The 22,598-nt window shown below is 72.7% G+C and carries 20 protein-coding genes; 6 read left to right on the top strand and 14 right to left on the bottom strand.

Features of this window, described 5'->3' with window-relative positions:
• Positions 1 to 52: 52 nt before the first annotated feature.
• Positions 53 to 685, top strand: coding sequence for an AMP-binding protein (locus ABH941_RS13475; protein WP_370129246.1), 633 nt, complete (start codon positions 53 to 55; stop codon positions 683 to 685).
• Here ABH941_RS13475 and ABH941_RS13470 read toward each other — a convergent pair.
• Positions 604 to 3,657, bottom strand: a complete 3,054-nt coding sequence (locus tag ABH941_RS13470; RefSeq protein ID WP_370129245.1) for a BTAD domain-containing putative transcriptional regulator — start codon at positions 3,655 to 3,657, stop codon at positions 604 to 606. The two genes, ABH941_RS13475 and ABH941_RS13470, sit on opposite strands and share 82 nt — an antisense overlap.
• A 194-nt stretch (positions 3,658 to 3,851) precedes the next feature.
• Here ABH941_RS13470 and ABH941_RS13465 point away from each other — a divergent pair, with 194 nt between their 5' ends.
• Positions 3,852 to 4,019, top strand: a complete 168-nt coding sequence (locus tag ABH941_RS13465; RefSeq protein WP_370129244.1) for a hypothetical protein — start codon at positions 3,852 to 3,854, stop codon at positions 4,017 to 4,019.
• Between the two features lie 168 nt (positions 4,020 to 4,187).
• Here the strand turns inward: ABH941_RS13465 and ABH941_RS13460 are convergent, their stop codons facing one another.
• From ABH941_RS13460 to ABH941_RS13435, 6 genes are all read right to left on the bottom strand, one after another.
• A complete protein-coding gene (locus ABH941_RS13460; protein WP_370129485.1) occupies positions 4,188 to 4,883 on the bottom strand; it encodes a bifunctional DNA primase/polymerase in 696 nt (231 codons plus the stop codon).
• Positions 4,884 to 4,972: 89 nt separating this feature from the next.
• Positions 4,973 to 5,323: a hypothetical protein gene (locus tag ABH941_RS13455; protein WP_370129243.1), complete on the bottom strand. Its 351-nt coding sequence runs from the start codon at positions 5,321 to 5,323 to the stop codon at positions 4,973 to 4,975.
• Positions 5,324 to 5,463: 140 nt separating this feature from the next.
• A complete protein-coding gene (locus ABH941_RS13450) occupies positions 5,464 to 6,825 on the bottom strand; it encodes an AAA family ATPase (RefSeq protein WP_370129242.1) in 1,362 nt (453 codons plus the stop codon).
• 3 nt (positions 6,826 to 6,828) lie between these two features.
• A complete protein-coding gene (locus ABH941_RS13445; protein WP_370129241.1) occupies positions 6,829 to 8,388 on the bottom strand; it encodes a hypothetical protein in 1,560 nt (519 codons plus the stop codon).
• Entirely contained in the window at positions 8,385 to 9,692 is a 1,308-nt protein-coding gene (locus ABH941_RS13440) for a hypothetical protein (RefSeq protein WP_370129239.1), read from the bottom strand. Before ABH941_RS13440 ends, ABH941_RS13445 begins: the two co-directional genes overlap by 4 nt.
• A gap of 62 nt (positions 9,693 to 9,754) precedes the next feature.
• Complete coding sequence (locus ABH941_RS13435; RefSeq protein ID WP_370129238.1) at positions 9,755 to 10,612, bottom strand: phosphatase PAP2 family protein; 858 nt, start codon at positions 10,610 to 10,612, stop codon at positions 9,755 to 9,757.
• Between the two features lie 171 nt (positions 10,613 to 10,783).
• Between ABH941_RS13435 and ABH941_RS13430 the strand changes: the two genes are divergently transcribed.
• Both ABH941_RS13430 and ABH941_RS13425 read left to right on the top strand, forming a co-directional pair.
• Positions 10,784 to 11,482: a TetR/AcrR family transcriptional regulator gene (locus tag ABH941_RS13430; protein ID WP_370129237.1), complete on the top strand. Its 699-nt coding sequence runs from the start codon at positions 10,784 to 10,786 to the stop codon at positions 11,480 to 11,482.
• A 62-nt stretch (positions 11,483 to 11,544) separates the two neighbouring features.
• Positions 11,545 to 12,183, top strand: coding sequence for a histidine phosphatase family protein (locus ABH941_RS13425; RefSeq protein WP_370129236.1), 639 nt, complete (start codon positions 11,545 to 11,547; stop codon positions 12,181 to 12,183).
• 18 nt (positions 12,184 to 12,201) lie between these two features.
• Here the strand turns inward: ABH941_RS13425 and ABH941_RS13420 are convergent, their stop codons facing one another.
• Entirely contained in the window at positions 12,202 to 13,557 is a 1,356-nt protein-coding gene (locus ABH941_RS13420) for a tetratricopeptide repeat protein (RefSeq protein ID WP_370129234.1), read from the bottom strand.
• 216 nt (positions 13,558 to 13,773) lie between these two features.
• Between ABH941_RS13420 and ABH941_RS13415 the strand changes: the two genes are divergently transcribed.
• Both ABH941_RS13415 and ABH941_RS13410 read left to right on the top strand, forming a co-directional pair.
• Positions 13,774 to 14,157, top strand: a complete 384-nt coding sequence (locus tag ABH941_RS13415) for a hypothetical protein (RefSeq protein ID WP_370129233.1) — start codon at positions 13,774 to 13,776, stop codon at positions 14,155 to 14,157.
• Between the two features lie 38 nt (positions 14,158 to 14,195).
• Positions 14,196 to 15,101, top strand: coding sequence for a spermidine synthase (locus tag ABH941_RS13410; protein ID WP_370129232.1), 906 nt, complete (start codon positions 14,196 to 14,198; stop codon positions 15,099 to 15,101).
• A 13-nt stretch (positions 15,102 to 15,114) separates the two neighbouring features.
• Here ABH941_RS13410 and ABH941_RS13405 read toward each other — a convergent pair whose 3' ends face one another.
• From ABH941_RS13405 to ABH941_RS13380, 6 genes are all read right to left on the bottom strand, one after another.
• Positions 15,115 to 16,854, bottom strand: a complete 1,740-nt coding sequence (locus tag ABH941_RS13405; RefSeq protein WP_370129231.1) for an ABC transporter substrate-binding protein — start codon at positions 16,852 to 16,854, stop codon at positions 15,115 to 15,117.
• 298 nt (positions 16,855 to 17,152) lie between these two features.
• Positions 17,153 to 18,214, bottom strand: coding sequence for an ABC transporter ATP-binding protein (locus ABH941_RS13400; protein ID WP_370129230.1), 1,062 nt, complete (start codon positions 18,212 to 18,214; stop codon positions 17,153 to 17,155).
• Positions 18,211 to 19,371 (bottom strand): ABC transporter ATP-binding protein, encoded by a 1,161-nt coding sequence (locus ABH941_RS13395; protein WP_370129228.1) that lies wholly within the window; start codon positions 19,369 to 19,371, stop codon positions 18,211 to 18,213. Before ABH941_RS13395 ends, ABH941_RS13400 begins: the two co-directional genes overlap by 4 nt.
• A complete protein-coding gene (locus ABH941_RS13390; RefSeq protein WP_370129227.1) occupies positions 19,368 to 20,453 on the bottom strand; it encodes an ABC transporter permease in 1,086 nt (361 codons plus the stop codon). Before ABH941_RS13390 ends, ABH941_RS13395 begins: the two co-directional genes overlap by 4 nt.
• Positions 20,454 to 20,456: 3 nt before the next feature.
• A complete protein-coding gene (locus ABH941_RS13385; RefSeq protein WP_370129226.1) occupies positions 20,457 to 21,446 on the bottom strand; it encodes an ABC transporter permease in 990 nt (329 codons plus the stop codon).
• Positions 21,447 to 21,458: 12 nt separating this feature from the next.
• Complete coding sequence (locus ABH941_RS13380) at positions 21,459 to 22,589, bottom strand: LacI family DNA-binding transcriptional regulator (protein WP_370129225.1); 1,131 nt, start codon at positions 22,587 to 22,589, stop codon at positions 21,459 to 21,461.
• Positions 22,590 to 22,598: the final 9 nt, after the last annotated feature.

The raw sequence follows: 22,598 nt of genomic DNA, 5'->3' as shown, positions 1-22,598 counted from the left end.
CCGGGACGATGGCCCCGCACCGCCGTTCATCTTCCGCAGAGAGCAGCGCCCGATGCCGACCCTCACGACGCCGACGAATCCGCACGCGAAGTCGTACGCCGATCCGCTCCGATCCGCCGATCAGGTGGCCCTCCACTGGTTGGGGGACAGCGGCGAAGCCGAGCTCTACACCTTCGACGGGCTGGAGGACCAGGTCAGACGGGCGGCCCGGGTGTTCCGGACGGCCGGGGTGGGGGAGGGCGACGCGGTGCTGGTGTTCCTGCCCGCGATGCCCGAGGCGGTGATCGCGACGCTGGCCTGCGAGCGGCTGGGCGCGCGGGCGGTGATCGAGACGGAGACCGGACCCCAGGGCGCCGTGGCCGGCCCCGGCGCAGCCGCGGTCCTGCGGGAGTGGATCCGTGCCGAACGGCCCCGGGTCGTGGTGACCGCCGACGCCGTCATGGTGAGCGGCGGGCTCCAGTCACCGAAGGCCGCGGTCGACCGCGCGCTGCGGGGACGCCCCGGGGCGCCGGACGCCGCCGTGCCGACGGTCGGCGCCGTGCTGGTGGTGCAGCGGAACTCCTACCCGGTGGGCTGGACCCCCGGCCGGGACCGCTGGTGGCATCAGGCGCTGGCGGGCAGCGTGTCCAGGAGGTCCCGGACGCCGATGGCCTCGGTGACCTCCAGCTCCTCGAAGAGCCGCTGAGCCTCCGTCAGGCAGCCGCGGCCCCGCTCGCTCTGACCCAGCCGGACCAGTGCCCGGCCCAGCGCCTCCTGGGCCAGGCCCTGGCAGTACCGGGCGCTGACCTGGCGGCCCAGCTCCAGCGCCTGCTCCGCGCAGCGGACCGCCTCCGAGGAGGCGTCCATGGCCAGGTAGCAGGAGGAGAGCCGGGCCAGCGCACAGCCCTCGGTCGAGTAGCGCTCCTGGCGGCGCAGCATCTCGACGGCCTCGATCAGCCGGGTGCTGGCCTCGCGATGCTGGTCGTTGCCGAGCAGGACGGTGCCCAGCTGGTACAGCGCGTCGGCCAGGCAGCTGGGGTGCTCGGCGGCCCGGGCGGTGCGCACCGCGTCGCGCGCCGCCTCCAGCGCCTCGGCCGGCCTGCCGCCGGTGAGGTGTGCCCGGGCGATGTTGCCCAGCAGCCGGGCCTCGTCCGCCTGGTGGCCCAGGTCGCGGCACAGGTCCCGGGCCAGCTCCAGATAGGGCAGCGCCTCCTCCGAGCGGCCCGCGGCGTTCAGCACCACGGCGAGCTCGGCCGCCACGGTGTAGTGGATCTCGGGATGGTCCTCGACACCGCCCCGGGCCGGGTCGAGGCACTCCAGCGACCGGCGCAGCGACGCCTCGGCGGGTGCGCCGTCCCCGGTGAGCCCGTGCAGCATGCCGACCAGGTAGTGCAGCCGGGCCTCGCCGCGGGCGTCGCCGCCCCTCGGGAACTCGGCGCTGTCGGCGGGTCGGCCGGTCTCCTGGGCCACCGTCAGTGCCTGGGCCAGCACCGTGTGGAAGTCCTCGGCGTGGACCTCGGGGTCGATCAGCCACATCCAGCCGAGCAGCAGGTCCACCACCGCCGGCAGCGACTCGGCCGGAGCCTGCCGCAGGGCCTGTCCCAGCACCGCGAGCAGCAGCGCGCGCTGGGCCCGCAGCCATTCGCGCGCCTCGTCGGCGTCCGTCAGCGGCTCGCCCGCCCCGACCGTGCGGTGCAGGCTCCAGCTGAGCATGTCGTCGCCCTCCAGCGTCCGCGAGGCATTGCGGACGCAGGCCAGCAGATGGTCCAGCAGGAGCAGCAGGCTGCGGCGGCGGACCGGCTCCGGGTCGGTCTCCTCCGCGCGCCGACGGGCGAAGAGCCGGAGCAGGTCGTGGTAGCGGTAGCGGCCGGGCTCCTCGCTCTCCAGCAGCCCGGCGTCGACCAGTGACTCGGCCAGCGACTCGGCCTCGGTGGCCGGGAGGCCGAGCAGGGCCGCGGCGTCGGGGGTCGAGCAGCCGGGGCCCTCGGGCAGCGAGAGCAGCCGGAAGGCGCGCGCCTGCTCCTCGCCCAGCTGCAGGTAGCCGAGTTGGAAGGTCGACTCCACGGCCAGATCGCCGACCTGCAGCTCGTCCAGCCGCCGCCGCTGGTCGGCCAGCCGGCGTGCCAGCGAGGCGACCGTCCAGGAGGGGCGGACCGCGAGCCGGGAGGCGACGATCCGCACCGCGAGGGGCAGCAGTGAGCAGGCGAGGACGACCTCCCGCACTGCCGCGGGCTCGGCGGCCACCCGCTCGGCCCCGGCCACCGCGGCGAAGAGCTCGACCGCCTCCTCCTCCTGGAACACGTCGATGTCCACCAGCCGCACCCCGGGCAGGCCGGCCGGCCTGCCGCGTCCGGTCACCAGCACGGTGCTGCTGCCGGTGCTCGGCAGCAGCGGCCTGATCTGGGTGGAGTCCCGCATGTTGTCCAGCAGGACCAGCACCCGGCGGTCGGCCAGCAGCGACCGGTACAGGGCGGTCCGCCGCTCCACCGTGTCGGGCAGCTGGGCGGACGGCACGCCGAGCACCTCCAGGAACTCGGCCAGCGCCGCGGCGGGGTCGACCGGGTCGGTGCCCGCGCCGCGCAGGTCCAGGTAGATCTGCCCGTCCGGGAAGGAGCCGCGGACCTCGTGCGCGCAGTGCACGGCCAGCGTGGTCTTGCCGACCCCGCCGATCCCGGCCAGCGCGCAGATCGCCACGGCCTGGCCGGGCGAGCGGTGCAGCGCGTCGACGATCTCCTCGACGAGCTTGGTGCGGCCGCTGAAGTCCGGTATGTCCGGCGGAAGCTGGGCCGGAACGGTGGACAGCGCGAGGATGCCGCCGGAGGCCCCGCCGCCCTCGGCCGATGCACCGGTCGCCGCACCGCCCACGGCCGCCGACCTGATCGAGGGGGTCAACTCCGGGTCGGCCGCCAGGATCCGGCGCTGCAGTACCGCGAGCTCCGGACCGGGTTCGACGCCCAGCTCGTCGATCAGCAGCCTGCGGGTGTCCGCGTGCACGCCGAGCGCCTCGGCCTGCCTGCCGCTGCGGTAGAGGGCGAGCATCAGCAGCGCCCGCAGCCGCTCCCGCAGCGGGAACTCGGTGGTGAGCGGCCCCAGCGCGGCGATCGCCTGATCGGTGCGGCCCAGTTCCAGGTCCAGGCCGATCCGGGACTCGACCCCGGAGAGCCAGAGCTCGCCCAGCCTGCGCCGCTGGCCCTCGGCGTACCCGCCGGGGACCCCGGCGAGCGCTCCGCCGCGCCACAGCGACAGGGCCTGCGTCAGCAGGTCCACCGCCCGCTGCGGCTCCCCGGCGGCGGCCGCCCGGTCGCCGGCGGCCAGCAGGCGTTCGAAGGCGTGCAGATCCAGGCGGTCCGGGTCCATCCGCAGCGTGTAGCCGTCCCCGGTGGACAGCAGGACCTGCGCCGGCGTCCGGCTGGCCCGGCTCGGTTCGAGTTCGGTGCGCAACCGGGAGACGTAGGTGCGCACCGTCCCGATCGCGCGCGCGGGCGGCTCGCCGCCCCAGATCCCGTCCACCAGCTCGGCGATCGAGACGCTGTGCCCATGGTTCAGCAACAGCCTGACCAGGACGGCGATCTGCTGCGGCGAGCCCAGCCGCAGTGCCCGGTCACCGAGCTGCCCCCGGACCTCACCGAGTACCCGGAACCTCAAGCCGGGCTCCGCCCCGTTCGTTCCGCTGCGCATCCGTTGTCTCCCCAGAGCGCTGGAAATTGCCCGTACACCAGTCGGGACGGTAGCACTGACGCACGTACGGCTCCGACCCTTCCGACGTACCCGACCGTTCGGGCGTTGAACGAGTGTTGATTCGGGTGGGTCATGATGGGAGCCCACATCAACTCGATGCCTCACCGCTTCACCGCATTCTGAGGAGCAGCAGCATGACCACGCCGGAGAGCGACGTAACAGAGACCGACTCGACCACCACGGGGGAGGCCGAGCCGGCTTCGGCGGACACGGCTGCTGAGGAGTTGACGACGGAGGTCACGGTGACAGCCGAGGGGACCGGCACCGTGATCGACCCGGACCGGGTGCGCAGCCAGCAGTAGGCGAAGCGCCCGGAATGCCATGTCTCCGGGGGACCCGGGGGATCCGGGGGGAGACGCGGAATCGGGGGACGGGGGAGGGGCCCATCACTGGGGAGTGATGGGCCCCTGGTCCGTTCGGGGACCGCGCGCTGTGGCCTGCGCGCGGTCCCCGCTCAGGCGGTTCGGCGCTCAGGCGGTCGGCAGGTGCGAGGCGGTCAGCTCGACCACCGTGAGTGCTGCGCGCGGTGCCGACGTGGACCCGGTTGAGGGAACGCTCGCGGGCGACGGCAGCTCCACCGGGGCGGGCGGCACGGCCGGTGCGGAGCCGCCGCGGGCGGCGCGGACGCAGGCCCACAGCAGCACGGAGGCACCGGGGAGCCAGGGCTCGCGGGTGTCCGGGGCGACGATCCAGCGGTTGGGGCCCTCCGGGGCGTCCGCCATCCGCTGGACCGGGGGGACGGTGATGGCGTCGCCGGCGCCGTGGCAGAGCACCGGCGGGACACCGCGGGCCCACTCCTCCCAGACCAGCAGGGTGCGCAGCCGCTGCGCCGCGCCGACCTCGGCGAAGACCAGGATCCGGCCGCGATGGGTGGCCACCGGTCCGCAGCCGGGCCCCGACTCCCACAACTCGTCGAGCACCCGGCGGCCGAACACGCCGGGCAGGTTCACCACGTCGAAGGTGCGCCCGCAGGGCAGCACGGTGGGCGCCCAGGGGCGCGACTCCCACAGCGCCCGCATACTGCGCGGGTACTCGCTGGCCGAAGCCAGCCAGGCCTCCCCGGCCACGGTGATGTACTCGATCGACTCATGCGTCCACATATCCACCCTTCCATTGGTACGGGGGCGGGAAGCGGAGCAGTACGGGAAGTGGGGAACGCCGGACAGAAGGAGCGGGTACGGCGTATTCTCCCGGGCATATGCCAGGCGGGCCGATCGCCGTCAGTGGCCGCCGTGGTGCCGCTGTGTGGCCGCTCTCAGCCGGTGCGGCGCTGCCGCAGCAGGCCACGGCCGTGCTCGACCATCTTCGCCGCGTAGTCCGGGGTCCAGTCGGCGCGGGCGGCGATCTCCTCGAAGCTCAGACTGTCGAAGCGGCGAGTGTCCGCGAGCTGGGCCGCCGCCATCGCCTGGAAGTCGCTGGCCCGTTCCGCCGCGGCACGGAACGCCACGGTCAACTCGGTGGAGCGGTTCAGCAGTTCGCGCGGGTCCTCGATGTCGTCGAGGTCGAAGAAGTGCTCCTGCTCCGGCTCCGTGAGGCCGGGCTCGAAGAGCAGCGGTGCGGGGCGGAGCCTCCGCTGCGGCGAGCGGTCGGCGGGGGAGTCGGGCATGGGGGGCACCTCCGTGGTGTCAGGTGGAAGGCTGTGCCATCAGCCATTGTGGGTGCAGGCGTCCAGTGAGGGAACAGGGCCTTCCGTTCTTCTGTTCCCGGGTGTTCTCGCAGGTGGGGCCCGTTGGGTACCGCCTGTACTCAGCCGGGCACGCGGTGCTCGCTCAGGTGCTCGAGGACGGCGTGGTTGGCGGTCCATCCGTCCGGGAACTTCACGGTGACGCCCAGCTGGACCGGCTCGGTCGAGGGGTGCTCGTCCAGCAGCTCGGCGATCCCGGCCCGGGCAACGACGATACAGGCGTGCCGGTGCCGGGAGGCAAGTACGCACAGCCGACCGGTCTCCAGGTGGAAGGCGGTCGCGTCAGGCCGGCCGGACAGCGGGTGCAGCACCACGGTGACGTCGTACTCGCGCCCCTGCAGCCGGTTGGCGGTGTCGACGGTGACCGCATGCGCGCCGTCCACCGGGACGCCCAGAGCCACCAGGGCGGCCCTGACCGCGGCGGCCTGGTCGCGGTGGGCGGTGCCGACCGCGATCCGGTCGGCGCTGAGCGGGGCGCTGCCGCGCTCGGAGACCGCCGTCCCGGCGCGGTCCAGCAGCCGCCGGACCACGGTCGCGACCGCACGGACGGCCTCCGGGTCGGTGCGCACCGTGTGCCGGGCGGGCAGCTCCAGCAGGCCCCAGCCGGACTCGGCCGCGATGTCGATGACCCGGTCGGCGGCCGAGCCGTCCCCCCGGGCGGCCAGGGTGAGCCGGCGGTCCCCCGGCCCCGTCCCCGAGCGGAACGGCGCGTAGGGGTAGAAGGCGGCCGAGACCAGCGGCGCCGCCGAGGCCGGTAGCCGCCAGGACACCGGCAGCCGGTGCGGCACGATCCTCGGGTTGTGCGCGAGCAGGGTCATCACCGCGCTGCTGGACGGGTCGTAACTGAGCCCCGCCCACTGGTCGGTGCCGACGATGGAGAACGGGTCCAGCTGGCCCGGGTCGCCGACGAACAGGGCGCGTTCGAAGAGCCTGGCGACGGCGAGCAGCGCGTCCGAGCGCATCTGGTACGCCTCGTCGACGATGGCGTGCCGCCAGGGGTCGACGTCCTTGACCCACTGCCACTTGGCGGCGGTGGACACCACCACCGAGCACCCCAGCAGGTCGGTCGGCTTGGTGGAGGCGGACACCGACGGGTGCCGCAGCGCCTCGGGCGCGGGGGCGGCGTCGCTGCCGTGCAGCCGTCCGACGGTGAGCTCCGGGTCGGCGCCGGCCAGCCGGTCCACCAGGTCGTCCACCTGGCTGTTGGTCTGCGCGACGATCATCAGCCGTTCGCCGGCGCCGACCAGTTCCCGGGCGGCCCGCACCACCAGCGTGGACTTGCCGGCCCCGGGCGGGGAGTCGACCACGGTGCCGCGCTCGGCGCCGTGCAGGGCCGCGTCGAGGATCGCCGCGACGGCGCGGTCCGCCTCGGCGCCGGGGTCGGTGCCGGGGGCGCCGCCGGGCGCGGGGGAGAGGGGAGGCACAGGTCAGGCCCCTTCTGTGGCTTCTTTGCCGGCTTCTTTGTCGGCGCGGGTCGCGGGCGGGCCGCCGTGGGTCCACGGGGTGTCCTCGGGCTCCGGCAGCGGTGCGGACTGACGGGCCGTCAACTCGAAGAGGGTGAAGCACACCTGTTCGCCCGGCTCGGGAACGGTCCCCGGTTCCGGCTCCTTCTTGCGGCCCATGCCGTTCAGCAGCCGTACGGTGACCAGCCCGGCCGCCGGGTCGACCGACACCAGCTCCGCCTTCTGCGTGGTGGGGCCGCCCGCGCGGTGCAGTTCGCGCCCCGCCTCCCCGTGCGGCCGGTCGGCCGTGCGGACGGTGACCAGCGGGCGCGGCTTGGGGCTGCGCCCGGTCTGGTCGTAGGCCGCCTCGACACCGACGACCTCACCAGCCAGGGCCTCGCCGGAGAGCCGGTGCTCGGCCATGGCCAGCGGGTCGTCCAGGGCCTCCTGGATGTCCAGCCGGGTCTGCTCGCGTTCGCGCTGGGCCAGCTTGCGGGCGGCGGTCACCGCGTCGTCGCGGACCGGCTGCGGGGGCTCGCCCGCCGCGATCCGGTCCCGGTGGGAGGTGTAGGACCAGCGGTCGCCCTCCCAGCGCTCCGGCAGATGGGCGGCGGCGGGCAGGGCCCGCAGCAGGTCCAGGCCCTGCCACATCCGGTCCCAGGTCGGCCGCAGCACCCCCTCCAGCAGCGCGGCGATCTCGGCCTCGCGGGCCTGCGCCGCCGCGGTGTCGTCGAGCTGCCGGGCGGCGTCGTAGCGGGTGATCGCCGGGGCCAGCAGGCCGCTGTCGAAACGCGGGTCGGTGGTCGGCCCGGCGGGCGGGCAGAGCAGCTGGCCGCGCTCGTCGCGGGCGGTCTCGGCGAGCAGCGCGGCCTCGGCGCCGGTAAGACCGGCGGGCGGGTCGATCCAGGCCAGCAGCGCGCCCAGGTGCTGGTCCTCCAGCCGGCTCTGCCCGGTGGCCCAGTGCCGGCCCAGCAGGTCCGTCATCGCGAGCAGCAGCGAGGAGCCGGGGACCTGGGCCCGGTCGCGCAGATGGGTCAGCCAGCGGCCCAGCAACGGGACCCGGGCCGGCGCCGGATAGGGGCCCGGGTCAGGGTCCTCGGCGGTACGGCGGAAGCGGGTGGAGCGGCCCAGCAGCCCCAGGAACTCCAGTGCGGCCGGACCGGGCACCAGCAGTTGCGGTGCCTCGGTGCACAGTTCGCGCACCTGCTCGGTCTTCTCGCCGGTCGCCGGGTCCTTGACCTCCCGGGTCAGCAGGTCGACCTCCGCGCCGAAGCCCTCCAGCCAGGGGAGCAGCTCGGCGGCGAGGTCCGCGAGCAGGGCGAAGCGGCGGTCCCGGTCCAGTGGTTGGGGAAGGGTCAGCAGCACCGGCGCCTCCCGGTCCTGACCCAGCATCACCGCCAGCGGCGCCCCGGCCTCGCCGGCGGCGGCCAGCGGCACCAGGACCATCGGCCGGTCGGCGAGATGCCGGTGCCGTACGGTCGCCAGCGGCACCGCCCGCCCGGCGCGGACCGCCTCCATCCGCGCCAGCGTGCCGAGCAGGCTCATCCGGCTTCTCCTCGTGAAGTCCGCGCGCTGATGGCCACCGACCGGGGGTTCACGTGGGGGTGCGGGGGGTCGCTCCCCGGAAAGTTGGAGCATCGGGCACCGCCCAGGGCCTCGGCCCGCAGCGCGGCAGCGCGGGCGAGCCGGAGCGCGGACTCGGCGTCGCCGTCGTCCTGGGACACTGCCCGGAGCGGCGCGTCGGCCGCGGCCAGGGCCTGGTCGATCGTGTGGAAGCTGCCCAGTTCGCCGCGCACCCCCCGGCCCAGGGTCTCCACCGATCCGGCGCAGCGGGCCTCGGCCCGGCAGTGGAACCCCAGCTCGCAGGCCGAGAGGCAGTCGGGTGAGTACACCGCCTCCAGCGCGCCCACGGCGGCGGCCAGTTGCTCGTCGGAGCGGTCCTTGCCGAAACCGGTGCCGGGCGGGAGCAGCTCCAGCAGCTGCTCGACCCGGGTGAGCCGGTCCAGCTGTCGCCGGGTGACCGCCATCGGTTTGCGGACGTCGACCGCGGCCGCGGTCGGCTGGTTGCCGAAGTCCCTGGGGCAGACCAGCAGGGCGGTGCTGTCGGGAGCGCCGGCCGGCCCCTCGGGCTGCTGGTAGGGGTCGCGACTCGGTTCGACCCCGGCCAGCGCCGCCGCCGTCTCCCGCAGCGCGAGGACGTACACGGCCGCCTGCCGGGCGGCCGCCCCCACCTTGGCGGCATCGGCCCCGCCGTCCAGGATCGGGAAGGACTTGATCTCCACCACGGTCCAGCGGCCGTCGGGACGGACCACCACCAGGTCCGGCTCCAGATGCGCGGCCGAGCCGGCGACCTCCAGCCGCAGCAGCGGCTGGTCCAGCACCGTCCACACACCGGGGCGCTCGGCGGCAGCGACCAGCGCCGCCCGGGCGCTGGCGACCCGGCCCGCGGGCAGCTTGGGGTCGCTGACCAGCTCGGCGAGGTGCACCGGGGCACTGTCCTGGGGCAGCCGCAGCTGCTCCCGGAGCAGGTCCAGCAGCACCGTGCAGGCGTCGGCCTTGACCCGGCGCTCGAAGCCCAGCCCGCGGCTGATCGCGAACGGCGACTGCCCGAAGGGCGCCGGATTCCCGAGGCGGGCCGCCAGGTCGGTCTTGTCCACCCCGGCGGCGTCCAGCACCGCCCGGCGGCCGCACCCGGGATTGGCTGCCAGCGCGGCGAGCGCGCGGGCGTCCAGACTGCGTTGCGGCGCGTCGCCGCGGAGCCCGGCGAGCCTGCGCTCCAGCGGGCTCGGGGACAGCCTCGGAGACTGCGGGGGCTCCTGTGGCGGACGCCCGGGGGTGAAGTCGTTCATGGTGCGGATCAGTCTTGCATCCACCACTGACAGTCATAGTGACAAGTGGGGCGTTGGACGGGTCAATGCAGCGCTGGTGTGCGTTTCTCGGTCTGACGGGGCGTCGGGACCCGCTGGTAGTCGGGGACCGGATGCCGGACCGGAAGGTGGACGATGTGGGTGCGGGACCCGCCGGTTCCCCTGAGCCGGTCGGTGAGCCGCAGCGCAGGGCCGGTGAGCAGCGCGGCCACGCCCAGCATGACCGCGCCGGCCGCGCAGTCCAGCAGGTAGTGGTTGCCGGTGCCCATCACCACCAGGGTGATCATCAGCGGGTAGAGCAGCCCGAGCGTGCGTACCGTGCGGTCCCGCGAGAGGCGGAACAGCAGCAGCCCGCACCACAGCGACCAGCCCACATGCAGGCTGGGCATCGCCGCGAACTCGTTGGTCATCGAGCCGAGCCCCTTCGGCGCGCTCGCGTCCCCGCTCCACCAGCCGATGGCGGCGTGCTGGGCCATGGTGTCGGTGAAGCCGTAGGAGGAGGGCATCAGCCGCGGCGGTGCCGCCGGGAAGAGGACGAAGCCGACCAGGGCCAGCACCGTGGTGATCCCGAGCCAGGTCCTGGCCCGGCGGTAGTGGTCGCGGTGCCGCACCCAGAGCCACACCAGTACGGCCGGGGTGACCAGGTAGTGCAGCGTCGCATAGGCGTAGTCGGCGGGTATGCCGAGCCACAGGTGGCTGCTGAAGGTGCTGTTCAGCCAGCGTTCCGGGTCCAGATGGAGCCACTGCTCCACGTCGATCAGGCCCCGCGCGTCGCGTACGGCTTCGTCCAGCCCGCCGCTGACCAGCAGCCGGCTGCCGTCGTAAACCAGGTAGATCGCGGCGACCAGCAGCAGTTCCAGCTGCCAGCGCCCCGTTCGCCTGGTGAGAGGGGTGCGTGCCATGACTACTCCGGACGTCCGAGCGAAAGCGTACGCTCTACCGTACGCTGTACGTTAGTAAGAAATCATCCCCTGATCACATCTCGTTCTCACTCGGGGTCTGTAATCTCCGACACAGCCCCTTCTCAGCCCCCATCCACCGCAGCCCCTGTCCACCGCAGCGTCCGGAAGGTCATGTCGCAGTCAGCGCCCCGCCGCCGTGCCCCACGCAATTCCCTCAGCGCGGAGCTGATCGTCGACCGTGCCCTGGCGCTGCTCGACGACAAGGGCATCGATGCGTTCTCCATGCGCGCGCTGGCTGAGGAGCTCGGCGTCGGCACCATGGCGCTCTACACCTACTTCCGCGGCAAGGAGGAGCTGTTCAAGGCCGCGCGGGACCGGGTCCTCAGCACCTACCAGCCGCCGAGCACCAGCGGCAGCTGGGACGAGCAGCTGCGCGCCGTCTGCCTCTCCATGTACGAGCTGTTCACCGGCCGGCCCTCGGTGCTGCAACTGCTGGCCGAGGGAAAGGCCGAGGGCGACTTCGCCGACGCCGCCTCGGTCACCATGGAGCAGGTGGTGAGACTGCTGTGCGGGTCCGGCCTGGACCGTCAGGCGGCGGCCCGTGCCGCCGGAACCCTGATCGGCTTCACCATCGGCTCGGCGATGCGGCACGTGCGTGAATGCCATGCGGAGGGCGGCCCGGCGGCCCAGGCCGAGCTGATGCGGCACCGCTTCGCGATCCTGTCCCCCGAACGGCACCCCGCCCTCATCGACCTCGCCCCGGAGCTCACCCTCGCCCGCGAGGACGGTGAGGGGCAGTACACCTTCGGCCTCGGCCTCATCCTGTGCGGTCTCCGGGACCTCGCCGCAGCGGCGGCGCCGCAGTCCTGATCCGGTCGCGGATCAGGGATCATGTACGGGTACACCTGCACTGCCACCCAAGGGAGACCCCTGTGCCCTCGCGCATCCTTCTGGTCCGGCACGGCGAGACCGCGTGGTCCGCCGCCGGTCGGCACACCGGGCGGACCGACGTTCCGCTCACCGAGGAGGGCCGTGAGATGGCCCGCCGCCTCGGCGACCGGCTGAAGCGCGAGCCCTGGGGCGGCCTGCCCAACGCGGAGATCCGTACCAGCCCGCTCCTGCGCGCCAGGGAGACCTGCGAGCTGGCGGGCTTCGGCGACCGCGCCGTCGACGCTCCCGACCTGCTCGAATGGGACTACGGGCAGTACGAGGGCAGGACCGGCCCGGCGATCCGGGCCGAGGACCAGCCGGGCTGGCTGATCTGGCGCGACGGTGTCCCCGGCGGCGAGACGCTGGAGCAGGTCGCCGCCCGCGCCGACGCCTTCATCGCCTGGACCGCCGAACACGGCGGCGTGCCCGCCCCCGACACCACCGTGATGGACAGTGCCGACAGCGATGTGGTCGTCTTCGCCCACGGCCACTTCCTGCGCATCCTCACCGCCCGCTGGCTCGGCCTCCCGGCGACCCACGGCCAGCGGCTGAAGCTGGGGCCGGCCACCCTCTCCATCCTCACCTGGGAGTACGGCGTCCGGGCCGTGGAGCTGTGGAACGACGGCTCACACCTGCACTGAAAAGCCCCTGAAAGCCCGTCAGCTCGCCAGGGCGGTGTCGTAGCGGCTGACGAAGTCCGCCACCTCCGGCACCCCCCGGTGCGGACGCAGCCGGTGTGCCGTGTCCGCGATCATGGACTGGATCCGGGTGGAGTGCACCTCGCCCAGCAGGGACACCACCTGGCAGCCGCTGCCCGCGGCGGCTGCCAGCTCGCCCCGGCCCAGCTGGTCGTGCGCCAGCTCGGCCGTGTAGAGCGCCTTGTTGCGGACGAAGTGCGGTTGCTGGAGCTCTATGGCGCTGCGCGCGCAGCCCTCGGCCCGCTCCCACTCGCCCAGCGCCGACCAGCACTGCGCCTCCAGCCCGGCCAGCTCGGCCTCGCCGTAGAAGGACATCCACTCGGGATCCGCGTCCGAGGACCCGGAGGCGAACAGCCGCTGGGCCAGCAGCAGCGAGCGCTCGCAGGCGCCCCGGTCCTGCAGCTGGGCCCAGGCCCCGGCCTCCCGCATGGCCAGCAGCGAGCGGAGCCGCTGGGAGCCGAGCCTCAGAGCCACCTGGTGTGCCGCCTGGGCGGCCCGGACGGCTTCGCGGGGGCGGCCGGCGTCGCGGGCGAGGAAGGCGCTGTTGCAGAACGCGTGCGCCTCCAGCGCCGGGTCGTCGGCCATCCGCGCGGTGGCCAGGGCCTCGGCGTAGAAGGAACGGGCGTCGGCCGGCTGTCCCGAGTCATGGGCGAGCCAGCCGACCGAGATCGCCAGCTCGCCGGCGCCGGACTGCAGCCGCTGCTCCACCCCCCGGCCGTAGGAGCCGCAGTTGAGCAGCTGGTACGCGGTCCGCAGGACCCGCCCGGCGCGGTCGTAGAGGGCGTCCCCGCCCTGGACGTCGTCGAGCAGGCGGATCTCCCTGACGGCGTCCTCGACCCGGCGGGCGTCGGCCGCGCCGACCTTGCGGCCCAGGGCCACGGTTCCCGGGGTGGCGGCGCCCGCCGTCAAGGGGTGGTCCAGGCCCAGCACCGCGGCCATGGTGACCGGGGTGCCGGACAGGAACGTGCGTCGGTGCACGTCGTCGTTCTCCTCGTGGTTCTGGTCCGTGGTCTCCCACATGCCGCCTGTGCCCGGTGTCCCGGCGCGCGGGGCGAATCCCAGGTCCTCCAGGGAGGAGCCCGGGAACATATGCAGGAAGACCCTCTCGTACGCGTAGTTGGGGCGTCTGATGGCGCCGGACTCGACCCGCCCCACGTAGCGCGCGTCGCAGGAGACGTGCTCGCCGATCTCCCGCCCGGCGCGCCGTACGGCGGCGGCGAACTCGCCCGCCGAGCGGTCCCCGCGCAGTGCTCGCATCACCGTGTTCGCCGTGTTCACTGTGAGCTCTGCGGTGTGGTTGTTGAGGGTGTTGGTCATGTCGGCCCCCTTGCTCTCAGACGCCACGACAGTACCCTCTGCGACGATTCGAACACTCAGGGTTTCTGGACAAAGCGGGCATGCCTCGGGAAGATGCCATGAAATGCCATGCCCTGCCAGGCGTAACAACCGTGGCCTCGGCGGCCCCTCGCGCGTTGTGCTTGGCAGCAACCGCCGACACCACTCAACGGCGAGCGGTCAATGATGGAGGCGTCCATGTTCGCAGCGGAGTTCCCCACGGACCCGTTCCACGCGGCTCTGCCCACCCCCACCCCCTCCTGCGACCTGGTCAGGGTCCCGGAGCGGCAGGGGCTGGAGACCGTCGACATCCTCCGGCTGCGCGGGGCCTGCGGCCCGGTGCTGCTGGAGGACGCCGACGCGACCCTCTCCTTCCTGGTCCCGGCCGGTGCGGTCGACACCTGGCAGTTGCCGGGCGGCTCCTGTACCGGGGCGCTGGCGCCGGACGACGACGGCGCCTGGCTGCTGCCGCCCTCCCCGGAACGCGCGCTCACCGACCCGGCGCAGCTCCGCGCGGCCCTCGGCGAGGCCGCCAGGACCCTGGCCGCGTCCGGCTCCGCACCCGCCGCCGACGGGGCCTGACCAGCGGATCGGCCCCGGCCTGCCCGCATACTGGGCAGGTGGCCCGGAAGCAGCAGAACCCCACCCAGAAGAAGTCGGCACAGCAGAAGTCCGCGCCGCAGCGGACCGCACCGCGGGGCACGACCGAGGAGGTCGCCTCGGGCCGGGCCGAGCTGGTCCCGGACCGGGACCGCCCGAACGCCTGGACCCTGCTGCTGGACGGTACGCCCCAGTCCCATGTGGACCTGGACGACCCGACCCGGCTCTCCTTCGAGTACCAGCGCAGGTTCGGCCATCTCGTGGACCTCGCCGCCGCCCCCCGGCAGCCGATCACCGCACTGCACCTGGGCGGTGGTGCGCTGACCCTGGCGCGCTACGTCGCTGTCACGCGCCCCCGTTCCCGGCAGCAGGTCGCCGAGATCGACACCGCGCTCACCGAGTTCGTCCGCCGCACACTCCCGCTGGACCGCGGCTGGCAGCTCCGGGTCCGCGGCGGCGACGCGCGCGAGATCCTGGCCCGCAGCCCCGAGGCCCAGGCCGACCTGGTGGTGGCGGACGTCTTCAGGGGCGCCCGAACCCCGGCGCACTGCGCCTCGGTCGAGTTCGCCCGGCTGGCGGCGCGGGCGCTGCGCCCCGAGGGCCGCTACGCCGTCAACATCACCGACGGCGGCAGGCTGGACTTCGCCCGCGGTCAGGTGGCGACCCTGCGTGCGGCCTTCGCCGAGGTGGCGCTGATCGCCGACCCGGTGGTGCTGCGCGGCCGCCGCTTCGGCAACCTGGTCCTGGTCGCCGCCCAGCAGCCGCTGCCGCTGGAGCAGTTGACCCGGCTGATCGCCACCGACCAGCACCCGGGACGCATGGAGCACGGCCCCGGCCTGACGGACTTCCAGGCGGGGGCCGTGCCGGTTCCCGATGCCGGCGCGGGCCCCTCACCCGCGCCGCCACCAGGCGCTTTTACTCCTTGACGGACCTCTTGGGTCAGGAGGCCGGGGTCAGGTGCAGGATCAGGTACTCATAGGCCTGGCTGTTCGGCGAGGGGTTGATGTACGGGTTGTCGGAGGTCGGCCAGCCGGTGAAGTTGGCGGAGCTGTACTCGTACCAGGCGGCGCCGTAGAGCACCGGCACGGCCGGGACGTCGTCGGAGAAGATCTGCTGCAGCGTGTCGAGAGCGGTCTTCTGCTCGGCCGGCGTGGTCGCGTTCTGGTAGGCGGCGATCGCGGTGCCGGCCTTCGCGCTGGTGTAGCGGCTGAAGTCGCCGGCCGCCGTCTTGCCGACGTCGGCCGTGGTGCTCGGGTCCAGGATGAACTGCAGCCGCTGGAAGGCGGTGACGCCCTGACCCCAGTGCAGGGCGGCGTCGTACTTCCCGGTGGTGATCGCGGCGTTCCAGGTGTCGTAGGTGAAGGCGCCGTTGTCGTTGATGTCAAAGCCCTGTGCGTTCAGGCCCTTGACCATCGCCTGGGCGTCGCACCAGTAGTCGCTGAAGGAGTTCGGGTCGATGATGGTGAACTTGATCGTCTTGCCGCCCTTGGTCCACTTCCCGCCGGTCTTGGTGTAGCCGTCGGCGGTGAGCAGGGAGGTGACCGTGGCCGTGTCGGCGTTCGCCTTGAGGTCGTTGGTCGTGGCCGAGGAGACCGAGGCCTGGTCGGGACCGGTGGCGATCAGCCCGCCCGAGGAGGTGGCCGGGTTCTCGTAGTTGGTCTCGCACTGGGTGGCCAGGGACTGCCGGTCCAGCGCGGCGCTGATCGCCTTGCGCACCTGCAGGTCGGCCAGGGCGGGAGCGGTGCCGCTCTTCTCGTTGAGCAGCAGCGAGACCGTGTTCCCGGCCGGGAAGTACGGAGCGGTGCTCTGGAAGAGGTGGTTGTGGGCCGCGTCCTTGGCGACGAAGACGTTCTGGACGTTGTTGATGTCGTTGCCGGCGAGGTCGATCTGGCCGGAGGCCAGGGCCAGGGTCGCGGCGTCGTTGGTGGCGTAGGCCGGGAAGGAGATCTCCTGGACCTTCGGTGCGCCGCCCCAGTAGCTGGGGTTCGCCTTGAAGGTGACGTTCTGGGAGCTGAACTTGTCGACCAGGTAGGGGCCGGTGCCGATGGCCTGCGCCGAGGTGATCTGCGCGGTGGCCGGGTTGCTGATGCTGGACCACAGGTGCTGCGGCACGACGACCTGGTTGCCGATGGCGACGAAGTTGGACGCCTGCGGGGTGGAGAAGTTCATCACCAGCGTGTTCGGGTCCGGCGTGGTCATGCTGGTGGTGGCGGGAACGCCACCGGTGTTGGCGGCAGCGGTCTTCTGCAGCAGGTCGAAGGTGAACTTGACGTCTGCCGAGCTGAACGCCTGCCCGTCACTCCACTTGACTCCGGACTGGAGCGTGATGGTGAGGGTCTTGTTGCCGTTGGACCAGGCGTAGCTCTTGCCGAGCCACGGGATCGGCGCCTGGTCGGACTTGAGGCTGTTGAACATGAACAGCGGTTCGTAGGTCAGCGAGACGGCGTTCTCGTTGGCGCCGAAGGCGTTGCCGTCGAACGGGTTGAAGTCCTCGTCGAAGGACGGGACCGGCTTGTCCTCGACGACCAGCGTCTTGGCCTTGGCGGAGCCCGTGCTGCTGCCGGAGGCGCTGTTGCTGCTCCCCCCGGAGCCGGTGGCGCCGGAGCTGGTGCAGGCGGTGAGGCCCAGGCCCACGACGGCCACCAGGGCCAGGCCCTTGATGGTGGTGTTGCGACTCATTGCGTACGCTCCTTGTGTCCGGCCGACGAGGTATCGGCCAGTGGTGAGCGGCCATGACGTCTTCCGCCATGGCGTGACGGGTCTTGTTCTGGGTGGTTCCGAGCGAGATCGCGTGTGTTGCTGCTGTTGCCTGGTACGGCGGTTCGGGCGTGGTCCCGGGCGAGTTGCACCTCGTCCGGGATCTGGCCCGACGGCGCCGGGGCGGAAGGTGGGCCCCGGCGCCGGCCGGGTCTGGCTGGGTCTCCCATGTCGTCGACTCCTCGTTGAGTACGAACTACGAACCTGGTCAGGTTCTGGGTCAGTCGGCGGCGGTGTCCGCCGGGGCCGGGGGCGCGTGCTCGGGGCTGTGCAGCCAGCAGGCGGCCACCTGGTCGGTGGCGACCGGCAGCGGCGGCGGCGCGGCCTCCTTGCAGATCGCCATGGCGAAGGGGCAGCGCGGGTGGAACCGGCAGCCGCTCGGCGGGTTCACCAGGCTCGGCGGGGCGCCGCGGCCGCGCAGCACCGGCGGCTCGGTCCTGGCCGGGTCGGGTGCGGCGCTCAGCAGCAGCTGGGTGTACGGGTGCGCGGGCGAGTCGGTGATCTGCGTGGCCGGCCCGGACTCGACGACCTGCCCGGCGTACATCACCAGTGCGGTGTCGGCCAGATAGCGGGCCGAGGCGATGTCGTGGGTGACGTAGAGGATGGCCAGGCGCTCGCGTTCGCGCAGCTCGTCCAGCAGGTTGAGGACGCCCAGGCGGATCGAGACGTCCAGCATGGAGACGGGCTCGTCGGCGAGCAGCACCCGGGGCTCGACCGCGAGGCCGCGGGCGATGGCGACGCGCTGCCGCTGGCCGCCGGAGAGCTCGTGCGGGTACGTGTCGATGAAGCGCTCGGCCGGGCTGAGCGAGACCCGCTCCAGCAGCAGCCGGGCCTTGGTGTCCAGGTCGTCCCGGCTCGCCCGCTTGTGCAGCTTCAGCGGCCGTTCCAGGTGGTAGCGGACGCTGTGCACGGCGTTCAGCGAGGAGAAGGGGTCCTGCAGCACCAGGTGCACCAGCCGGGTGTACTCCCGGCGGGCCCTGGCGCTCCGGCCCACCGGCACGCCGTCCAGCAGCAGTTCGCCGGAGGTCGGGGCGATCAGCTGGGTGAGCAGCCGGGCCAGGGTCGACTTCCCGGAGCCGGACTCGCCGACCACGGCGGTGACCGTGGCCTCGGGAAGGGCCAGCGAGATGTCCTCCACGGCGTGGACGACCTGGCGGCTGCGGCCCGGTCCGAACTGGTGCACCGGGAAGTGCTTGGTGAGGTGCCGGGCCTCCAGGGCGGGAGTGCCGGGGCGCTTCGGCCCGTGGACGACGGTGGTCGCGTCGCTGAGGGTGGGCGTCACTGGTCGCTCCCATGGGTGTCGTCGGTGCCGGGGACGCCGTTGTCGGCCAGGGTGCGCCGCAGCGGTGCGGGCGGCTCCTGGAGTCCGTCCTGCAACCAGCAGGCGGCGACCCGGGATTGGCCGTCCGGACGGCCCGCGTCGGCTGCGGGCGGCACCAGTTGCGGTATCTCGGTGCGGCAGCGGTCCAGGGCGTAGGGGCAGCGCGGGTGGAAGGCGCAGCCGCCGGGAAGGGCGGTGAGCGAGGGCGGTGAACCGGGGATGCCCTCCATCCGGACCTTGTCGCCGTGCAGCGCCGGGAAGGAGTTGAGCAGGCCCAGGCTGTAGGGGTGCCGCGGGGCGTGGAACAGCTCGTCCGCGCCGGCGCGCTCGACGATCCGCCCCGCGTACATGATGGCGATGGAGTCCGCGAGCTCGATCAGCAGGGACAGGTCGTGGGTGATGAAGACGATGGCGAAGCCCAGCCGCTCCCGGAGCTGCATCAGCTCCTCCAGGATCTCCCGCTGGGTGACCACGTCCAGGGCCGTGGTCGGCTCGTCCATGATCACCACCTGCGGTTCCAGGGCCAGCGCCATCGCGATCATCACCCGCTGCCGCATCCCGCCGGAGAGCTCGTGCGGGTAGCTGCGGAGCCGGTCGGCGCTGATGCCGACCATGCGCAGCAGCTCCACCGCCCGCTCCCGGCGCTCGGCCGGGCTCATCTGCCTGCGGTGCGCCTTGAGCACATCGGTGAGCTGGGCGTCGATCCTGGCGACCGGGTTGAGCGCGTGCATCGCGCTCTGGAACACCACGGCCAGCTGCGACCAGCGGATCTGACGGAGCTTCGCCATGTCGGCGGCGAGCAGGTCGACGATCTCGGTGCCGGCCGGCACCACCTCGTTGGGCGCGGCCTGCGGGCGGTTGTGGAACAGCACGTCGCCGCCGCTGATCACCCCGGGGGCGCGCAGCAGCCGGGTCAGGCCGTAGGCCAGGGTGGACTTGCCGGAGCCGCTCTCGCCGGCCAGGCCGAGCACCTCACCCCGGCGCAGGGTCAGCGTCGCGTCGGTGACGGCGCGGACGGCGTTGGGGCCGACGCCGTAGTCGATGCAGAGGTCGCGGACCTCAAGGACGATGTCGGCCGTCGCGGCACGCGGTGCCGGGACTGCGGTGGGCGCGCTCACTGGGACGTTCCTTCCGAGGCGGCGGCGACGGGGGTGGGGAGGCCGGCCGAACCGGCGGCGGCGCGGTGTGCGGGTCCCGGGTCGGCGGGCCCGGCCGTGCGCAGCACCGGGGTCAGCCCGAGGGTGTACTTCACGCCCTTGCGGTTGTCGCGGGCCGAACGCAGCCGGGGGTTGATGATCTCGTCGATGCCGAAGTTGAGCAGGGCCAGGGCGATGCCGACCAGGGCCACGCAGGCGGCCGGCGGGACGTACCACCACCAGTAGCCGCCGAGGATCGCGCTGTCCTGCTGGGCGGTGTTGAGCATGGTGCCCCAGGTGGACGTGGCCGGGCTGATGACGCCCAGCCAGGACAGCGAGACATAGGTCCCGATGCCGTAGATCACCGTGAAGATGAACGAGGAGGCGAGGATCGGCAGCAGGTTCGGCAGGATCTCGAAGACGATGATCCTCGGCTTGCGCTCGCCGATCACCCGGGCCGAGTCCACGTAGTCCTGGTTGCGCAGGGCCATGGTCTGCGCCCTGAGCACCCGGGCCCCCCAGGCCCAGGCGGTGAGGGCGATGACGGTGCCGATCAGCAGCGGGTTGTCGGTGTCCGCGGGCGGCAGTGGCGTCATCACCACCATCAGGATCAGCAGCCCGGGCAGGGCCAGGAAGATGTTGGACAGGATCGAGAGGACCTCGTCCACCCAGCCGCCGACATAACCGGCGGTGACCCCGATCAGCACCGACAGGAAGGTGGCGAGCAGGCCGGCCACAAAGGCGATCAGCAGGGTGTCCCGCCCGCCGGCCAGCACCTGCGAGAGGATGTCGTGCTGCTGCTGGTCGGTGCCGAGGAGGAACTTCCCGGACGGCGGCAGCGGGGTGCTGCTGGTGGAGTTGGCCTGCCAGTCGGCGGTGTGCGGCGCGATCATCGGGCCGAAGACCGCGATCAGTGCGAAGACGAAGAGGATCGTGGCGCCGACGACGACCTTGGGCGTCAGCGGTATTCGGGAGCCGCGCCGGGCACGGGCCGGCTTGACGGCGTCGACGGGCCCCGGGGCGCCGGGGGCGCCCGGTCCGGAGGTCACGGTGGGAGCAGCCATCGGTCAGGCCTCCTTGCGGGCACGCGGGTCGAGGATCACATAGGCGATGTCCGCCAGGAGGTTGGCCGCGAGCACCGTGAAGGTGACCACCAGCAGGATTCCCTGCATCAGCGGGTAGTCGGCGTCGAGGACGGCCAGGTAGACCTGGTAGCCGATACCGGGGTAGGAGAACACGATCTCGGTGACGATCGAGCCGGTGACCACCAGGCTGATCGACAGGGCGAAGTTGGAGATGGTCGGCAGGATCGCGTTGCGGGCCGCGACCGCGATCACCTTCCACCGGGGCAGCCCCTTGGCCGCCGCGACCAGGACGTAGTCCTCGTCCATGGTGGTGATCATCATATTGCGCATGCCGATGATCCAGCCGGCGATGGAGGCCAGCGCGACCGTCGCGGCCGGCAGTACCCCGTGCTCCACCACGCTGGTGACGAACGGCCCGTTCCAACCCTGCGTCAGATTGGAGTTGCGGCCGGTGTCGTAGCCGTTGGCATAGGGGAAGAGCTTCCAGTAGAAGCCCCCGGTGATCAGCAGCAGCGAGGCCAGGATGAAGTAGGGGACCGCCTGGAAGAAGGTCGCCGTCGGCAGCAGCGCGTCCAGCAGACCGCTGCGGCGCCAGCCGACGACGATCCCCAGCAGGGTGCCGAGCAGGAAGGCCACGACGGTGGCCGAACCGACCAGTCCGATGGTCCAGGGCAGGTCCTTGCTCAGGATCTGGGTGACGGCCACGGACTTGGACGTGGAGTGCCCCAGGTCGCCCTGGAACAGATGGCCCAGGTAGGTCATGTACTGCGAGAAGGTGCTCTGCTTGCTGTTCAGCCCGTACTGGTCGGCCAGGGCCTGCAGTTGCTGCGGGGTGATGGTGGTGGTCTGCATCTTCGCGAGCAGCGCCTGCAGGGCGTTGCCCGGGAGCATCCGGGGGAGGAAGAAGTTCAGCGTGACGGCGGCGAACGCGGCCAGCACGTAGAAGCCGAGTCGGCGCAGGATGGTGGTCATCGTCGGCTCCTCTCAGGAGATCTGGCGCCACACGGCGGGACGGGAGTCGGGCGGGCAGCCGCAGCTCTCGCGGCGGACCAGGCGGGTCGGCAGGACGAAGTCCTGCGGAGTGTTGCTGTCCTGTACGGCATCGCTGTCTTGGGGGGCATCGGCAGAGATCATGCTGTGGAGGACCTCGAAGGCTTTGGCGCCGATCTCCTGGATGGGCTGGCGCACGGTGGTCAGCTGGGGTCGGAGGTGTCGGGCGAAGGGCAGGTCGTCGAAGCCGGTCACGGCGACGTCCCCGGGGACGTCGAGGCCGTGCTCGGCGAGGGCGTAGATGACGCCCAGCGCGGTCTGGTCGTTGGCGCAGGCGATGGCGCGCGGCAGGGTCGCCCCCAGGGCGATCAGGCCCCGGACGATCTGCACACCGCTGCCGGCCGAGTAGTCGCCCTGCCAGGCGGGGCCGGTCAGGCACTCGCCGCCCAGCGCGTGGACCTCGGAGGCGAAGGAACGGCCGCGGACGATGTTGTCCGGGCTGTCGGCGTGGCCGGCGATGTAGGCCAGCCGCCGGTAGCCGTGGTCCTGCACCAGATGGCGCGCCATCTCCCGCATGCTGGTGGCGCTGTCACCGCGGACGTTGGAGACCGGTCCGCCCTCGGCGCCGGCCAGGGTGACCACCGGCACGGTGCGGGCGATGCTCGCGATCCCGGCGGGGGAGAGCACCTGGTCGTGCAGGATCAGCCCGTCGCACTTGCCTGCGATGGTCAAGATCCGGTTGGGCAGGGTGTGTTCGTCGATGTTCACCGAACTCACCAGGAGGTCGTATCCGCGACGCTGCGCCACGATCTCGATACCCCGGTTGATCTGGTCGCCGAACAGCAGGCTCTCGGACTCGTCCTCGAACATGCCGCCGTCGTCGGTGCCGTACACCCGGCGGAAGACCACGCCGACCACCTGCTTGAGCCGGCTGCTCAGGGCGCGGGCGGCTCCGTCCGGGACGAAGCCCAGCTCGCTGATGGCCTTGAGGACCCGGTCGCGGGTGGCCGGACGCGGATTGTCACGCCCGTTGAGGACCCGGGACACGGACGCGATGGAGACCCCGGCACGACGGGCGACATCGTAGATCGTCGGCGTCGCGCCGGAGCTGGGTCGTGCGTCCATCGGGGCTGT

Source organism: Streptacidiphilus sp. EB103A, from assembly GCF_041261405.1.
Lineage (GTDB): Bacteria > Actinomycetota > Actinomycetes > Streptomycetales > Streptomycetaceae > Streptacidiphilus.
The sequence above is the reverse complement of the archived record's forward strand: the minus strand, read 5'-3'. Positions and strand labels throughout refer to the sequence as shown.

Coding starts and splice junctions, on each gene's coding strand:
- ABH941_RS13475 (WP_370129246.1), top strand. CDS start 53: ATGCCGACCCTCACGACGCCGACGAATCCGCACGCGAAGTCGTACGCC.
- ABH941_RS13470 (WP_370129245.1), bottom strand. CDS start 3,657: ATGCGCAGCGGAACGAACGGGGCGGAGCCCGGCTTGAGGTTCCGGGTA.
- ABH941_RS13465 (WP_370129244.1), top strand. CDS start 3,852: ATGACCACGCCGGAGAGCGACGTAACAGAGACCGACTCGACCACCACG.
- ABH941_RS13455 (WP_370129243.1), bottom strand. CDS start 5,323: ATGCCCGACTCCCCCGCCGACCGCTCGCCGCAGCGGAGGCTCCGCCCC.
- ABH941_RS13445 (WP_370129241.1), bottom strand. CDS start 8,388: ATGAGCCTGCTCGGCACGCTGGCGCGGATGGAGGCGGTCCGCGCCGGG.
- ABH941_RS13440 (WP_370129239.1), bottom strand. CDS start 9,692: ATGAACGACTTCACCCCCGGGCGTCCGCCACAGGAGCCCCCGCAGTCT.
- ABH941_RS13435 (WP_370129238.1), bottom strand. CDS start 10,612: ATGGCACGCACCCCTCTCACCAGGCGAACGGGGCGCTGGCAGCTGGAA.
- ABH941_RS13430 (WP_370129237.1), top strand. CDS start 10,784: ATGTCGCAGTCAGCGCCCCGCCGCCGTGCCCCACGCAATTCCCTCAGC.
- ABH941_RS13420 (WP_370129234.1), bottom strand. CDS start 13,557: ATGACCAACACCCTCAACAACCACACCGCAGAGCTCACAGTGAACACG.
- ABH941_RS13415 (WP_370129233.1), top strand. CDS start 13,774: ATGTTCGCAGCGGAGTTCCCCACGGACCCGTTCCACGCGGCTCTGCCC.
- ABH941_RS13405 (WP_370129231.1), bottom strand. CDS start 16,854: ATGAGTCGCAACACCACCATCAAGGGCCTGGCCCTGGTGGCCGTCGTG.
- ABH941_RS13390 (WP_370129227.1), bottom strand. CDS start 20,453: ATGGCTGCTCCCACCGTGACCTCCGGACCGGGCGCCCCCGGCGCCCCG.
- ABH941_RS13385 (WP_370129226.1), bottom strand. CDS start 21,446: ATGACCACCATCCTGCGCCGACTCGGCTTCTACGTGCTGGCCGCGTTC.
- ABH941_RS13380 (WP_370129225.1), bottom strand. CDS start 22,589: ATGGACGCACGACCCAGCTCCGGCGCGACGCCGACGATCTACGATGTC.